Source organism: Corallococcus sp. AB011P (assembly GCF_003611605.1).
Lineage (GTDB): Bacteria > Myxococcota > Myxococcia > Myxococcales > Myxococcaceae > Corallococcus > Corallococcus coralloides.
In genome coordinates this window covers 157,821-172,310 of sequence record NZ_RAVX01000014.1, presented here as the reverse complement: position 1 = coordinate 172,310, position 14,490 = coordinate 157,821, and the positions used below count along the sequence as shown (strand labels likewise).

Here is a 14,490-nt window from a genome sequence, read left to right as displayed (position 1 = left end):
CTACCGCGCTTACGGCGCGTTGAGCCAGTCGAAGTGGTGATCCAACGTGAAGGTGCTGTCCGGTTGGTCCATGCGCACGAGCAGCCAGGGCGGTACGGCCCCGCCCAGGACCGCTGGAACGTTCATCGGCTGGCGGCGTGGATCCTGGTAGCGGTTGACGCCGCCAGCGGTGAGGGCACCCATCCGCAGGCCCGGCAGCGGCGCGCTGGACGTGTGGCACGACTGACAGAAGGCGTTGCTGCTGGAGTCCGGGCGAGGCAGGTCGGCCTCCAGATGGGGCATGACCATCATCGACGGACGCAGACAGCGCTCGCGCCACTGCTGCACGGAGTGGGGGTTCTTGTGCACACGGTCGATGCACAGGTGCTCGCCAGACTGGGCCGGGTAGTCCAGCGGCTCCACGTAGGACTGCAGCCGCAGTTGCTCACACAGGGACCGGCCCGACGTGAGCGGGTATTGGTACGAACGTGAGCGCAGCGTCTCCAGCACCGGCGAGTACACCTCCGAAGCGCGGTAGGTCAGGTCCACGGTCGTTCCCAGCGCCTGGTTGCACAGCAGCTCCTCCACCCAGGGCCGCACCGAATCCCCGGGGGACAGCGCGTAGATGCGCAGCTCATCCACCCAACCATGGAAGGGCAGCCGCGTCTGGCCCGGGACGAAGCTGGGCCCCGGGTCGCCGACCGTCATCCACGTCCAGCCGTTCATGGAGTTGTACATCGGGTCGAAGCCCACGTCGTAGGGCGCCACGGTCAGCGACGTGTGCGCCGTGCCGTTGATGTAGAACGTGAGCTTCCGCTGCCCGGCGAGGGTGTAGACCTTCATGCCGAAGTGAAAGTATTTGCCGGGCTGCACCAGCGAACCCAGGTTGACGCTGAACGTGGAGCCCGTCTGGCCGTTGTAGCCGGTGAGCTCGTGCCACGTGTTGGAGTAGCCGTCGACCGCCTGCACCAGGCCCACCCACGAGTTGTCGGAGAAGTAGAACAGCGTGCGAGGCACCGTGCGTACGACGGCGCCGGGCCGGGGGACGAACGGCGCATCCATCCGGGAGTCCAGCCAGATGCCGAACAGCCAGTCGCGGCGCGAGCCGTCCACCGGGTAGCCCATGTCCATGAAGTCATTGCGGCCATCCAGCCAGACACCCTTGCCGCTGACGCCGCCCAGGGCCACCGGTTCGATGCGCGCGCCGCCCCGCAGCCGGACGGAGCCCGGGGGCTGCGGCCCATCCGTGCCGAACACCGGGCTGCCCGTGGCCGCGTTCTGCGCCAGCGGGTTGCGCATGAAGCGGAAGTCCGCGATGTCGCCTCCGCGCACGTAGGCCCACGCGTTGCGGGTGGGCATGAAGCCATCCTGCGGGAAGGTCTCCGCGCGCTGCGGGCCTTCCGGAGACACGTCCATGCGCATGGCCGCGTTCATGTGCGCCACCACGAAGGCGCGCTTGTTGAGGTAGTCGTCGAAGGCCACCTCGGAGTTGCGCTGGGTGTTGGATTGGAAGTTCCACACCACGTCGAACGGGAGCGTGGGCCGCAAGGCATTGAAGGTGTTGAGCTGGTTCTCGAAGGAGAACAGCTGCGAGCTGCCCTTGGGCGACAGGGACAGGTCCGCGCCCGCGTAGAGGCGCAGGGAATAGGTGCGCTGGTAGCGGTCCTCGCTGTTGCCCCCCAGGTCGGTGATGCTCATGCCGTTGTCCAGGATGACGGCCTTGCCGTGCGTCCAGGCCCCCAGCACGCTGATGGCCTGCGCCGGCGCGCGGTCCGGATTGAAGCGGGCCCGGTCCGCGTCGGAGGCGGGAGCGCTCCACAGCTGATCGAGGAAGGAGTAGGGCGTTGAGCGATCCTCCCTCAACACCTGCCGCGCGTAGTAGCCGTCATGGGGGTTGTTCTTCGCCGCGAAGAACAGGTTCTTGCCCTCGCGGTCCAGCCACGCGTACGCGCCCTGGTTGCGCACGCCGAAGGGGATGGGGTTGCCCAGCGTGTCGCGGAAGTTGCGCGGCTGGCCGTTGATGACCTGCGAGCGGGCCAGCTCGTAGCGGGTGTTCACCGTCGGGTCCATGGGCATCATGCTGATGGGCTTGAAGTGGCTCCAGCTCGCGGCCTGGCAGACGGCGTCCGAGGACGCGTAATAGAGGCCGCCCATGTTCAGGATGAGCATCCGGCCATCGCCGCTGGTCGCGGGCTCGAACATCGCCAGGTGCTTCTCACCGGGCCCGCTTCCGATGATGCCGTTCCACGTGCTGCCGTTGCCGATGACGGCGTCCTCGTCGTCCTCCACCTTCAGGTCGCCCGCGAAGCTCTGACGGTCGAAGAACTGGCACCACTTGGGGGCAGAGGCGGTGGTGTTGCGGACGTAGAAGGTGAAGCCGCCGAACCTCAAGGGGGCGTAGCACTGGAAGCTGGGGTTCTGGGTGAACAGCCGGGGCCAGTCGATGGTGTCCGGCGCCCCGGGGACGCTGTACGCGGAGCCGGTGCTCATGTCGCCCCAGTTGGAGTCGTGGGGGTTGAATGGGCGGAACGGCGGCAGGTCCCAGGTGGGCAGGGACTTGGACTCGCCTTCGGGGTTGCGTGGGTAGACCCAGAGGCCCCAGTTCTGGGCGCCGCCGCCCACGGAGTCTCCCGCCGTCGCGAACTTGGGGTTGCGCACGAAGACGGTGAGCGCCGTCGAACGCAGCTCCCAGCGCTTCCCGTCGGAGGCGACCATTCCGTAGACGAGCGAGATGTCGTAGCAGTCCCCGGAAACCCACGGCGAAGTGGCCTCGTAGCGGGCCCGGCACGCCAGCGGGTTGCGGCCGCGGCCCGCCGCGTTCAGCGACGAAACGGAGTCCTCGCACAGCGTGCTGTGGAGCATGTCCGGGAAGTCATTGTTGTGCTTCGCCGCGAGCCGGCTGTAGCCGGGCATCGGGTTGAAGGCGACGAAGGGATGGAGCCCCGGCTGCCAGCCAGGCTGCGCGTAGCGGGTGCCCTTCTGGGAGAAGTCGTAGCGGAAGTCCGGGCCCAGCAGCTCCGGCCGGAAGGTGTAGAGGGTGGAGCCCTCAGCGCAGCCACGGCAGCCGCCGCGCACGAAGAGCCGTCCGTCGTTGCTGCCCCGGTTGAAGGGCAGCACCTGGATGGCCTGGGATGCGTCCGCGGTCTCCGGCGTGCGCGGCGCGTTCCAGCCGTTGTCGTATTCGAACGGAGGGAACGGCTGCATCACGCCGGTGAGCGCGGAGGGGCGCACGGACAGCGGCGTGGTGGTGGACGCGCGATAGGGGCGCCAGGCCGCCGACAGCTCGCGGAAGATGCTGGGGCGCTGGGGGTTGTCCGCGTTGTAACAGTTGTCGATGCGGCTGTAGTCGTTGGAGCACGCGGCGGTGCCCACGAAGGCCACTTCGGAGAACTGCGTCGGCGGATCCAGCCGGGCTTCGGACGTGGCGAGCGGCGAGGGTGGGGATGGCTCCGCAGGGGGCAATGAATCACATGCCACGTTGATGCAGAGCAGGGCCAGGACGCTGGCCCGCCAGGGAATTCGAGACGCGCGGTGAGGATGCATGAGACGCGGTGTGCTGTCTCATGCCGCCTTCCGTCAACTGGGGCTATTGCGACTGCGTCGACGACGCGGCCGGCGCGGGGACGCACTTCGTCTCGAAGACGGTGACGATCCGCTTGAAGTCCTGGCGCGTCGCATCCGAGACCCCTTCGTGGAGCATGTCGAGCGCACGCCGCCCCATGACCACGGCCTCGTTGCAGCGCCCGGCCTGGAAGAACAGCGCCGCCTGGGTGTTGAGGATGACCGAGTTGCCCGGCATCAGCCGCACCGCGCGCAGGGCCGGGGCGAGCCCCTTCTGGGGCTGCTCGGTGATGACGTAGTACCAGGCCAGGGCGTTCTGGACGGAGGGGCTGTCCGGCAGCAGCTCCGCGGCGCGACGGCGGGCCTGCTCCTGGTTGGCGGACGCGTCGCCTTCGGCCTCCAGCGACGTGGCGAGCAGATCCCACGCGCGCCCATCCTCCGGATGCTTCTCCACCAGCTCACGCGCGAGCTTCAGCCGCTCGGCCTTGTCCAGCTTCTCGGCCCGCAGCCGGAGGGTCTCCACGTGGGTCGGGTCCTCCTTCAGCGCCTGCTCCAGCTCCAGGTCCGCCTTGCGCTGGCGTTCGGCCGGCGGCACGTCCCCGGGCGCCTGGGTGAAGAGGATGGAGCGGATGACGTGCACGTCCGCGGGCTCCAGGGCGCGTGTCTGGGTTTGCGTGGGCACCGGCGGCAGCGGCTGGGTGGAGATGGCGTAGCGCCCGAGCTGCACGTAGTTCGTGAGGGCGGCCTGGTACGAGCTGTCTCCCTGGAAGGCCGCCGCGAAGGCGCGCCGGGGGTCCTCGCCGCGTGCCAGCTGGTTCTGGAAGGTGCTGAAGCGCTCGCCGTGCTCATTGATGAGGTAGTGCACCCACAGCCACGACGAGGCGTAGTGGCGCTGGAGCTCCGCGGTGCTCTGGTTCGTCTTGCCGTCCCACTGCCACAGCTCGTCCAGCGTGAGCCAGCCGTGCGCGCGCACGTACTGGAGCAGCGCCGGGCTGGCCCGGCCCAGCACCACGTTGCGGTCGCTGGGCCGGATGGTGACGGTCTGCAGGTAGGACGCCAGGCCTTCCGAGATCCAGCGCGGCTGGCGGGGCAGGGCGAAGGCGCTCAGGTAGTGCGCCAGCTCGTGGGCCTGGGTCTCCTTGTCACCCGTCGTGTCCGCCAGCAGGTAGCCGCCGCCCCCCGTCATCACCATCCGCGGGCCGTCGGGCGTCTGTCCGGCGAAGCCCGCGTAGCGCGCGTCGGTGAACTCCTCCAGGTCGCGGGGGTTGCTGAGCACGATGACGTCCACCGTGCCCGGCGGGTCGAAGCCCGCGCCCCAGGCCAGCAGCAGCGCCCGCCGGAACTCCTCCAGCTCCAGCGCGCTCTTCGCCGCCGCCTGTTCCTCCAGGTTCGTGCGCACGCGGAAGTGCGAGCTGCGCACCTCGCGCCAGGGCCGCCCACCCTCGGCCGGACACAGGGCCCGGCTCGCCGTGCAGCCCGAAAACAACGTCAACGCCAATCCCAGGAGCCCCAATCGAATGCCCATGGCCGCGGCTTCTGGCACACCCGCCGGGTGAAAGGACAGCCACCCCCGGCATGACGCATGGGGCGCTCCGACCCCCACGAAGGACCCCCGAATTGAGATGATTCATCAGTGAATCCGGGCACTTCGGTTCACTCGACAGGCCCCGGTGGTCCCTTCCGACGCCCGAGGGGCCCTCCCGCGTCAAGGACCCCGGTGGGGCCGACCGCTCCGAGGAGGCTCCCCGCTTGCCCTGAAATCACGTATAGGCCCTCCGCACATTTCGCGCGGCACGCGAGCGATCCGCAGGGTGAGCGGTCAGGGGCCCCCGGGACTGCTCTGGAGGAACGGATGGAGTTGTCGAGTCTCGAATCTGAATTCTGGGCGATCGCACCGAGCGTCATCGGCGCCGTCGGTCTGCTCTTCGCTGCGTTCTTCTACTTCCGCGTCAAGGGTCTCCCGGATGGTGACGCGACGATGAACCGCATCGCGGGCTACATCCGCGAAGGCGCGATGGCGTTCCTCGTCCGCGAATACAAGGTGCTCGCGGTCTACTGCGTGGTCGTCGCCATCATCATCGGTCTGGCGCTGGGCCCGGTCGCGAGCGCGAGCTTCGTGGCGGGCGCGTTCCTGTCGCTGCTCGCGGGCTACATCGGCATGAAGGCCGCGACGTTCGCGAACGTGCGCACCGCGCAGGCCGCGCGCACCGGCTCCAAGCCGAACGCGCTGCTCGTCGCCCTGGATGGCGGCGCCGTGATGGGCCTCGCCGTCGCCGGCCTGGGCCTCATCGGCATGGGCGTCGTCTACTACGTGTTCCGCTCCAGCCCGGAGCTGTCCCCCATCCTCCACTCGTTCGCCGTGGGCGCCAGCTCCATCGCGCTCTTCGCGCGCGTGGGCGGCGGCATCTACACCAAGGCCGCGGACGTGGGCTCCGACATCGCCGGCAAGGTCATTGAGAACATCCCCGAGGACGACCCGCGCAACCCCGGCGTCATCGCCGACAACGTGGGTGACAACGTGGGCGACGTGGCCGGCATGGGCGCGGACATCTACGAGTCCATGGTGGCCGCCATCGTCGCCGCCATGGCCATCGCGCTGACCGCCAACGCGACGGAGCTCTCCCGCCTCGTGGTGGACACGAACGCGACGGGCAACGCGAAGCTGGCCGGCGTCATCCTCCCGCTGGTGCTGTCCGCCATCGGCCTGGTGGTCAGCCTGCTGAGCATCTTCATCGCCCGCGCGCTCAAGCACATGAACCCCGCGCAGGTGCTGCGCAGCGCGCTCATCATGCCCCCGGTCATCCTGGTGGGCCTGTCGTTCGTGCTGATGAACGTGTTCGGCCTGTCCCAGAACATCACCATCGCGCTGGCGGCGGGTGCCTTCGGCGGTGCCATCATCGGCCTCGTCACGGACTACTACACGTCGTCCACGCCGGTGCAGCGCATCGCGGAGGCCTCCATCACGGGCGCGGGCACCAACCTCATCCGCGGCCTCGCCGTCGGCATGGAGAGCGTGGGCATCTCCATGGCCACCATCGCCCTGGTGGCCTACATCGCGGACCGCGCGCTCGGCCTGTACGGCATCGCGCTGTCGGCGGTGGGCATGCTGGGCGGTACGGCCGTCGTGATGACGGTGGACGCGTACGGCCCCATCTCCGACAACGCGGGCGGCATCTCCGAGATGTCCGGCCTGGGCCCTGAAGTGCGCGCCATCACCGACGAGCTGGACGCGGTGGGCAACACCACGGCCGCTATCGGCAAGGGCTTCGCCATCGGCTCCGCGACCCTCACGGTCATCGCGCTGTTCTCCGCGTTCAACCTGGAGGTCAACCACACGCGCCTCGCCAACGGCATGGCGGAGATGAGCCTGGAGCTGACCAACCCGAACGTCATCGTGGGCCTGCTGCTGGGCTCCATCCTCCCGTTCCTGGTGGGCGCTTCCACCATGCTCGCGGTGGGTCGCGCCGCCGGCGCCATCGTGGAAGAGATTGGCCGTCAGTTCCGTGAGATCCCCGGCCTGATGGAGCTCAAGGCCGAGCCGGACCCCAAGAAGATCGTCGACATCGCCACCCGGGGCGCCCTGCGCGAGATGATCTTCCCGGGCCTCATCGCCATCGTCGCCCCGCCGCTGGTGGGCTACCTGCTGGGCCCCGGCGCGCTGGCGGGCCTGCTGGCCGGTGCGCTCGTCGTCGGCGCCACCATGGCCCTCTACATGGCCAACGCGGGCGGTGCGTGGGACAACGCCAAGAAGTTCATCGAGAAGGGCAAGCTGCCGGGCCACGCCAAGGGCTCGGCCGTCCACAAGGCCGCCGTCGTCGGCGACATGGTGGGCGACCCCTTCAAGGACACGTCCGGTCCGGGCGTGGCCATCCTCATCAAGGTCATGAGCGTCGTGTCGCTGCTCGTGGCCTCGCTCATCGCGCTGCGCTGAGCCGTCCCTGGGGTGCGGCCACCCGGCTTCGGGGCGCCGCACCCTGGGTGTAGGAGACCAGACACCCGGCCAGGCAATGCCGGCCGCGTCAGGGGCAGTGGGCGAGCACGTGCTTACACTTCATGGTGTGTGCCGCTCGCTGTTCTCCTGACGATGAGGTGTCCCATGGTCCTGGAGTTCTCCCAGCAGCAGATCCACCTGCTCCACGCAGTGCTGGCCGAAAGCGCTGATGCGCTGCGGGACGAGATTGTCCGCACCGACAAGCTCGAGCTGCGTGAGGAGCTGAGGAGCAGGTTCGACCAGCTGTTGGTCATCCAGCGCCAGGTGGAGGCCCGGATGCACCAGGAGCAGCCAGCGGCGCTCTGAGGCCGTTGGGCATGGTCCCCAGGCGAGAGGCCTGGGGCCTGGAGGGCCGCTCGCTTCAGCGCAGTGTCGGGGCGGGCTTCCCTTCGAGCGGGTGCCCCCGGGTGCCCGCGGTCCATTCCTCCCAGACGTTGAACGACTTCATCTGCTGGCCCAGGTCGGTGTCGCGCACGAGTGCTTCCACCTCCGCGCGGCTCTGCCGGGGCAGCTTCTCTTCCATCGTCGCGAAGCCCCACGCGAGCGCGCCCACCACGGCCGCGTTGGCGCGCAGCGTGCGCGCGTCGCACTGTTCGAATTCATCCGAGCGCGCGTGGTAGTTGGGCCCGTACGTGGCCGGCTCCTGGTTGGCGATGAGGTTGGCCACGCCGTGCATCATGAAGTCGAAGTTGTCGGTGCCCACCACCGGCACGTCCACCTGCGTGAAGGGGCCCAGGCCCGCCACCGGCTTCAAGGCCCTGTCCACCAGCGGCACCAGCGCGGGCCGGCCGTTCGTGTAGAAGCCGGTGATGCGCCCGCAGCCGATGTCCACCGACAGCGCCAGGGTGTGCCGGTCCAGCTCCGCCGCGTGCGTGCGCGCATAGCCGGCCGAGCCGTACATGCCCTGCTCCTCGCCGTTCCACAGCGCGAAGCGCAGCGTGCGCGCGGGCTTCAGTCCCAGGCGCTGCATCTGCCGAGCGAGGTCGAGCAGCATCGCGACGTTGGCGCCGTTGTCCAGCGCGCCGCCGCCCAGGTCCCAGCTGTCCAGGTGGGCCCCCAGCACGACGACCTCGTCGGGATGCGTGGCGCCGCGAATCTCACCGATGACGTTGCGTGCCTCGTAGGGGCCGCCCGTTCGCAGATCCAGCACCGCGGTGAGGTTCAGCGCCTTGCTGGAGCGCAGCAGCCGCAGCGCGCGCTTCGCGCCGTCACGCTCCATCACCAGCATGGGGCGGGTGTTCCTGGGGCCCACCGAGACGCTGTGCCGGTAGAGCTGATTGCCGGGCCGGCTGCCCATGTAGACGACGCCGGCCACGCCCGCGGCGAACGCACGGGACTCGATGGTCGCCGCCTCGTCGTACTCGCGGAAGAGCCCGTCGACGTCCTTGAGCTCGTCCGTCTCCACCAGGAGGAAGGCGGCCCGCGCCTTCGTGCCCACGCGCTTGAAGTCCGCCTCGGTGCCCCGGCCCACGTCCAGCAGCGGCGCGGTGAGGCCTCCCTTGGGCGTGGCGGTGGAGAAGGGCATCGCGGCCACGCGCGGGGCGAAGCTCACGTCCTGGCCCTTCACGGACGCGGTGGCGGCGCGCTCCAGCCACAGCGCCGGCATGGGGAAGGGCTCCGCGCGCGCCGTCACGCCCGCGGCGCGGAAGCGCTCCAGCGCCCACGACACGGAGCGCTGGTTGGCTTCGGAGCCCGTGGCCCTCCCGCCCACTTCATCCACCAGCGAGCGCAGGTCTTCCAGCATGGGCGTTGCCCCCAGCACGCTCCCCATGAGCAGCGCGGCTTCGCGCTCACGCACGGAAGGCGGGGCCTCCTCGGCCCAGGTGGGAGCCGGGAGGGCCAGGGCGAGGGACAGCGCCGCGAGGCGGAGGAGCGGACGGGGAGGGGACATGCGGAGGCCACCGGGGAAGAGGACGGCGCAAGCATCCCCACCCAGGCCGTTCCCCGGCAAGCACGAGTCTCCATCCGGGCATCAGCGCATCTTGAGCACCACCCGGAAGCGGGCCTTGTTGCTCATCATCCGCTCGTAGGCCTCCGCCGCGCGGTCCAGGGGGAACACCTCGTTGCGCGAGCGCACGCCCGCGAGCGCGCTGAAGGCCATGGCCTCCTGCGAGTCCTGGGGCACGCCGCTGGGCCAGCCCTGGATGCGCGTGCGCTTCATGATCAGGGACAGGCTGTTGACGGGGATGGGCTCGGAGCCCGCGCCCAGCAGCAGCAGGGTGCCGTTGCGTCCCAGGCCTCCGACCAGCTCGCCCGCGAGGCTGCTGCTCGACGCGGTCATCATGATGACGCGCGCGCCCCCGAGCTTCTGGAGGGCCTCCGCGGGTGGGCCCTTCTCCGTGTCGATGTATTCGTGCGCGCCCAGCTCCATCGCCAGGGGCTTCTTGTCCGCGCCACGCGAGATGGCGGCGGTGCGGTAGCCGAACTTGCTGGCGTATTGGATGGCCAGGTGGCCCAGGCCGCCAATGCCTTGCACCGCGACCAGGTCCCCCGGCCGCGCGCCCATGTTGCGCAGGGAGTTGTACGTGGTGACGCCCGCGCAGAGCAGGGGCGCGGCATCCTCGGAGCTCATCCCCTCCGGGACCCGGGCCAGCGCCTCCTGGGGCGCGACCAGATACTCGGCGTAGCCACCGTCGTAGCTGATGCCGCAGATCTGCTGCTTCTCACAGGTGACGAAGTCGCCGCTGCGGCACGCGACGCACTGACCGCAATGGCCCCCGTGCCAGCCCACGCCGACGTGCTGTCCTTCCTTCCAGGCCGTCACGCCAGGGCCCACCCGTTCGATGCGGCCTACCACCTCGTGGCCCGGCACCCGGGGATACTGGATGGGCATCCAGCCTTCCTTGGTGATGGCATCGCTGTGGCAGACGCCACACGCCTCCACCGCGATCCGGACCTGTCCGGGACCGGGCTCGGGGATATCGCGCTCGACCACTTCGAGCGGGCCTCCCGCCTTCTGCACCTGCATTGCCTTCATCTTCCTGGCCATGGCGCCTCCTCGGGGGGAGGGATGGGGATGACGCGGTGCGGGCGCACCTGGAGTGAGGATGAACGCCAGGCAGGTGAGCGGGCAGGGAGGACAGGGCCCGTCCTCCGGGTTGTTCAACAAGCGTCCGGGTTGACGCGGCGTGCGCGTGCTCCGAGGCTGGGCGCCTCACAACAGGGGCGTGACGATGACTTCCATCCGTTCGACGAAGCTCGCGGTGATTGGCAGTGGTCTCATGGGCAGCGCGCTGGCGCGAGCCTTCGCCGCGGCGGGGCACGACGTCGCGGTGTGGAACCGGACGCCGGGCAAGGCCAGGGCCGTGGGCGGTGGCACCGTCGCGTTCGAGAGCCTGGTGGAGGCCGTCACCGGGCGAGCGCTCGTGGTCGTCTCGTTGTCCAACTACGCGGCGTGGTCGGAGCTGGTCGCCTCGCAGGCCGTCGCGTCGGCACTCTCCGGAACGACACTGGTCCAGCTCACCAGCGGCTCACCGGCGGATGCGCGTGGAGGCCTGGAGTGGGCGAGGGCCCACGGCGTGGACTACCTGGACGCGGCGATCCTCGCCTATCCCGCGTTCGTGGCCACCGACTACGCGACGGTCTACTACGCCGGGTCGCGAGCCGTGTTCGACCGGCACCAGGAGACGCTCCAGGCCATCGCCAAGAACTCCGTCTACGTCGACGAGAAGATCGGCTCCGCCGCGACGCTCGACTGCGCCATCCTCGAGGCCTACTACGGAGGCTCCCTGGCGGTCCTCCACGCCGCGGCGATGTGTCAGGCCGAGGGGCTGGACCCGAAGGCCTTCTTCGCCCAGAAGAACTCCTTCCTGGGCTTGATCTCCGTCACCGCGGACGCGGCGCAAGACATGATCGCGCGCAACGACTTCACCGGCCAGCAGTGCAGCCTCAACACCCACGTCGCGGCCATCGAGCACATCGTCCGGCTGAGCACGGACGCCCGCATCAGCGCCCGCTTCCCGCGGGAGCTGCTGGAGAACTACCGGCAGGCCCTTGGCGCGGGGCTGGGTGAGCAGGAGTTGCCCGCAGTGTTCCGCACGCTGAAACAGGACTGAGCCCGTTCCGCCAACGCCCTGGTATGTCGCCGCGGTGAACCTGCTGGCGGGTCCAAGCCCGTCAGCGGCACCACGAACGTTGAACACCAGGAGCGACGAATGATGCGGATGCGTCGGATGTGGCCGTGGGCTCTTTCGCTGGCGGCCGTGGGATGGGCGGAGGCCTCTCCGCCCGCGAAGCCGGACAGCGAGCGCGTGGCGATCGCTCCCGTGGATCCGGCGTGTTCGCCGGTGGAGAGCAGGAGCTGCCTCTGCGTGGGGACGCCCGGCACTGCGACCGCCCAGCTCGCGGAGATTGGCGTGGACCTGAACGCCTTGAAGACGGACGGGTGGCCCTGCGTCCAGGGGGACTTCGACAAGGATGGCCAGCCGGACTACGCGTTCCCGGGCAAGGGCTATTCGTGCAACGGCTCCGTGGCGGTGCGGGTCGTCTTCACGAAGGACGGGAAGGTGCGGGAGGTGCTCGCCCTTCCTCGCGAGGTGAGCTGCCTCCAGCTCTACGGCATCCGCTCCAAGCCAGGCCCCCACGGCGAGCCCAAGACGGCGCGGCAGGGGCTGGTCGACTGGGGCGAGGGCAACGCCACGTGGGTCTACCTGTTCAACGGAAAGAAGTGGCGGGCGTCCCGCCACCTCTCCGAATAACGCCCGCGCGCCTCTACCGGCCGGACGCGGATTTCTTTCCGACGGCGGGCTTCACTGCCGCCGCCTTCGCGGGGGCACCCTTCGCCGGAGTTGCCTTCGCGGGGGCCGCCTTCGCGATGGCGGGGTTCCGCTTGGCGGCCAGCTCCGGGATCAACAGCAGCTCGATGCGGCGGTTGCGAGCACGGCCCTGCGGCGAGGCATTGGCCCCCAGAGGCCGCGTGTCGCCGTAGCCGGCCGCGAGCATGCGCTTCGCGGGAACGCCGCCCTTCTCCTGGAGGAAGCGCACCACGTTGACGGCGCGCGCGACGGACAGCTCCCAGTTGGTGGGGAAGGTGGCCTGGAGCTTCTGCGTGGGCGGCGAGTCGTCGGTGTGGCCCGACACCTGGATGAGCTTGTCATCCACCTTGGACAGCACGCCGCCCAGGCGGGTGAGGACCTCCTGGCCGCGCGTGCTGATGCTGGCGTCGCCTGAATCGAAGAGGACCTTGTCGACCAGGTCCACCTGGAGGCGGCCTCCGTCCTGCGACAGGCGGATGGCGCCCTCGGCGATCTCCTTCTTCAGCTTGTCCTGGAGGTCCTCGTAGGTGGCCTTGAGCCGGGCGAGCTCCGCCTCCTGCTCCTGCACCGTCTGGCTGAGCTGTTCCTTCTCCGTGTTGAGCTGATCCTTCTCCGTGGTCAGCTTCGCGTGCTCCGCCTCCAGCGCGGCCAGCTTCGCTTCCAGCTGCTCCTTCGCGGCCTCCGCTTCACTGGCCCGGGCAGAGGCAGCCGCCGCGTCCGCGTCCGCGCGGGTCGTGCTGCGATGCGACAGATAGAGCACCAGACCCGCGAGCACCGCCACCAGCGCCGTCACCAGCCAGGGCCCCCAGGCCCTTCCGCGTTCCTCTTCCATGTTGCGACCTCCAGGGTGGAATGGACGGAGGCCACGCTAGTGAAAGCGCCCGGGTGCGCCTCAAGGCGCCCCGGGTGTGTGCAGGTGTCTGGAGGTGAATTGTTCCAGCCAGGGCAGCCGAAGTGCGCCGCCACTGGCGTGGACGTCAATACATGGCGCAGACGATGCCGACGCAGTTGCCCGCGGTGTTGTTTCGCGCGACGTTTCCGCCGCCGTCATAGGCGGTGGGCGCGTAGATGCCGAAGCCCGTGTTGTTCAGGGCCAGGTTGTCGATCACCGTGGGGGTGCTGGGCGGCTGCACGCGGAGTCCGTCACCGTCGTTGGCCAGGAACTGGTTGCCGCGGACGATGCCCGTGAGCGGGACAGTGGAGAGGCCGACGCGGTCCGACAGGGTCAGGCCGCTCGCGTTGTCATGGAAGGTGTTGCCGTCGATGTAGACGGTCTGGGCCGCGACCTGGAGTCCCGTGTCGTTGCTGACGACCAGCGTGTCGAGCATCGACAGCTGGATGGGCTCCCAGACCGGGTTGGCAGGAGGCGCGAACGCGGTGTTGTTCGCGATGAGCGTGTTCTCGAACCGCATCTCGCTGCAGACGCGGGCGTCGTTGCCGTCGTTGGGAATCGTGCTCACGGCGTCATTCCACGCGAGCGTGCTCGACCTGAAGCGGATCCTGCCGTGCCAGCAGTAGGCGGCGCTCTCATTGGACGTGAACGTGGAGTCGAGCACGTCGAAGTCATGGAAGTCCGCGAACATCGCGATCTCGTTGTGGGTGAAGATGGATGACCGTATGTCGAAGGTTCCCGTGGACGCATCGAACTCGCCGCTCATCCCTCTGCCATTCCCGCTCAGGCGCGAGTCCGTGATGAGGAAGTTCGCATAGGACGCCCGGTTGTAGACGCCGATGCCGTTGTCGAGGATCGCGAGCGCATGCAGCCGCAGGTTCAGCACGGGTGAGCCGTTGGTGGTAGAGATGCCGCTGACGAATCCCTGGACCGTGCCATTGCGCACCATCCTGCCGTTGGCGACCACGATGCCATGAGAGGTGGAGTTCGCCGGGCCCGTGCGGCGCACGGTGTGGCCGCCCAGATCCAGGACGATGCCCGGGCCGTCGATCTGGAGCGCGAAGGGCGCCGAACTCGGGCAGTAGAGATCGCGCGTAAGTCGCGTGTGCTGAGTGATCGTGTCGCCGCACCGGACGGTGGCGCCTCCGGTGAACACGACCTGGGCTTCCGCGTCGGAAGGCTCCGTGTCACGGGCCTGCGCCTCGGGCGCCCCCGTGAGCAAGGTGGTCACAGCCAGGGCCACGGTGAATCCACGCGTCTGCTTCATGCTGCCTCCCAGGGCCGGAGACGTCCGGCCACCGGCGCAAGAGGCT

General features: G+C 69.2%; 10 protein-coding genes. 4 read left to right on the top strand and 6 right to left on the bottom strand.

Annotated elements, in window-relative coordinates; genetic code table 11:
- Positions 1 to 9 precede the first annotated feature (9 nt).
- Together D7X30_RS28895 and D7X30_RS28890 are read right to left on the bottom strand one after the other, a co-directional pair.
- Entirely contained in the window at positions 10 to 3,522 is a 3,513-nt protein-coding gene (locus D7X30_RS28895) for a hypothetical protein (protein ID WP_120566188.1), read from the bottom strand.
- Between the two features lie 43 nt (positions 3,523 to 3,565).
- Entirely contained in the window at positions 3,566 to 5,065 is a 1,500-nt protein-coding gene (locus tag D7X30_RS28890) for a DUF1570 domain-containing protein (protein WP_120566187.1), read from the bottom strand.
- Between the two features lie 327 nt (positions 5,066 to 5,392).
- On the opposite strand from D7X30_RS28890, the gene D7X30_RS28885 reads away from it, so the two are divergent.
- Together D7X30_RS28885 and D7X30_RS28880 are read left to right on the top strand one after the other, a co-directional pair.
- A complete protein-coding gene (locus D7X30_RS28885; protein WP_120566186.1) occupies positions 5,393 to 7,471 on the top strand; it encodes a sodium-translocating pyrophosphatase in 2,079 nt (692 codons plus the stop codon).
- A 165-nt stretch (positions 7,472 to 7,636) separates the two neighbouring features.
- Positions 7,637 to 7,837 (top strand): hypothetical protein, encoded by a 201-nt coding sequence (locus D7X30_RS28880; RefSeq protein WP_120566185.1) that lies wholly within the window; start codon positions 7,637 to 7,639, stop codon positions 7,835 to 7,837.
- Positions 7,838 to 7,892: 55 nt separating this feature from the next.
- Here the strand turns inward: D7X30_RS28880 and D7X30_RS28875 are convergent, their stop codons facing one another.
- Positions 7,893 to 9,422 (bottom strand): M28 family metallopeptidase, encoded by a 1,530-nt coding sequence (locus D7X30_RS28875; RefSeq protein ID WP_120566184.1) that lies wholly within the window; start codon positions 9,420 to 9,422, stop codon positions 7,893 to 7,895.
- An 81-nt stretch (positions 9,423 to 9,503) separates the two neighbouring features.
- Positions 9,504 to 10,520: an alcohol dehydrogenase gene (locus D7X30_RS28870; RefSeq protein ID WP_120566183.1), complete on the bottom strand. Its 1,017-nt coding sequence runs from the start codon at positions 10,518 to 10,520 to the stop codon at positions 9,504 to 9,506.
- Positions 10,521 to 10,659: 139 nt separating this feature from the next.
- Between D7X30_RS28870 and D7X30_RS28865 the strand changes: the two genes are divergently transcribed.
- Together D7X30_RS28865 and D7X30_RS28860 are read left to right on the top strand one after the other, a co-directional pair.
- Positions 10,660 to 11,586 (top strand): NAD(P)-dependent oxidoreductase, encoded by a 927-nt coding sequence (locus D7X30_RS28865; RefSeq protein WP_370051742.1) that lies wholly within the window; start codon positions 10,660 to 10,662, stop codon positions 11,584 to 11,586.
- Between the two features lie 99 nt (positions 11,587 to 11,685).
- Positions 11,686 to 12,228, top strand: a complete 543-nt coding sequence (locus D7X30_RS28860; RefSeq protein WP_120566182.1) for a hypothetical protein — start codon at positions 11,686 to 11,688, stop codon at positions 12,226 to 12,228.
- A 13-nt stretch (positions 12,229 to 12,241) separates the two neighbouring features.
- On the opposite strand, the gene D7X30_RS28855 is transcribed toward D7X30_RS28860, so the two are convergent.
- Both D7X30_RS28855 and D7X30_RS28850 read right to left on the bottom strand, forming a co-directional pair.
- A complete protein-coding gene (locus D7X30_RS28855; protein WP_120566181.1) occupies positions 12,242 to 13,117 on the bottom strand; it encodes a flagellar motor protein MotB in 876 nt (291 codons plus the stop codon).
- A 145-nt stretch (positions 13,118 to 13,262) separates the two neighbouring features.
- Positions 13,263 to 14,444 carry a right-handed parallel beta-helix repeat-containing protein gene (locus tag D7X30_RS28850; RefSeq protein ID WP_120566180.1) on the bottom strand — a complete coding sequence of 394 codons (1,182 nt, stop codon included), beginning with the start codon at positions 14,442 to 14,444 and terminating at the stop codon, positions 13,263 to 13,265.
- Positions 14,445 to 14,490 lie beyond the last annotated feature (46 nt).

Bases quoted from the DNA above. Each gene is read 5' to 3' on its own strand.
- D7X30_RS28895 (WP_120566188.1), bottom strand. From the start codon at position 3,522: ATGCATCCTCACCGCGCGTCTCGAATTCCCTGGCGGGCCAGCGTCCTG.
- D7X30_RS28890 (WP_120566187.1), bottom strand. From the start codon at position 5,065: ATGGGCATTCGATTGGGGCTCCTGGGATTGGCGTTGACGTTGTTTTCG.
- D7X30_RS28885 (WP_120566186.1), top strand. From the start codon at position 5,393: ATGGAGTTGTCGAGTCTCGAATCTGAATTCTGGGCGATCGCACCGAGC.
- D7X30_RS28880 (WP_120566185.1), top strand. From the start codon at position 7,637: ATGGTCCTGGAGTTCTCCCAGCAGCAGATCCACCTGCTCCACGCAGTG.
- D7X30_RS28875 (WP_120566184.1), bottom strand. From the start codon at position 9,422: ATGTCCCCTCCCCGTCCGCTCCTCCGCCTCGCGGCGCTGTCCCTCGCC.
- D7X30_RS28870 (WP_120566183.1), bottom strand. From the start codon at position 10,520: ATGGCCAGGAAGATGAAGGCAATGCAGGTGCAGAAGGCGGGAGGCCCG.
- D7X30_RS28860 (WP_120566182.1), top strand. From the start codon at position 11,686: ATGATGCGGATGCGTCGGATGTGGCCGTGGGCTCTTTCGCTGGCGGCC.
- D7X30_RS28855 (WP_120566181.1), bottom strand. From the start codon at position 13,117: ATGGAAGAGGAACGCGGAAGGGCCTGGGGGCCCTGGCTGGTGACGGCG.
- D7X30_RS28850 (WP_120566180.1), bottom strand. From the start codon at position 14,444: ATGAAGCAGACGCGTGGATTCACCGTGGCCCTGGCTGTGACCACCTTG.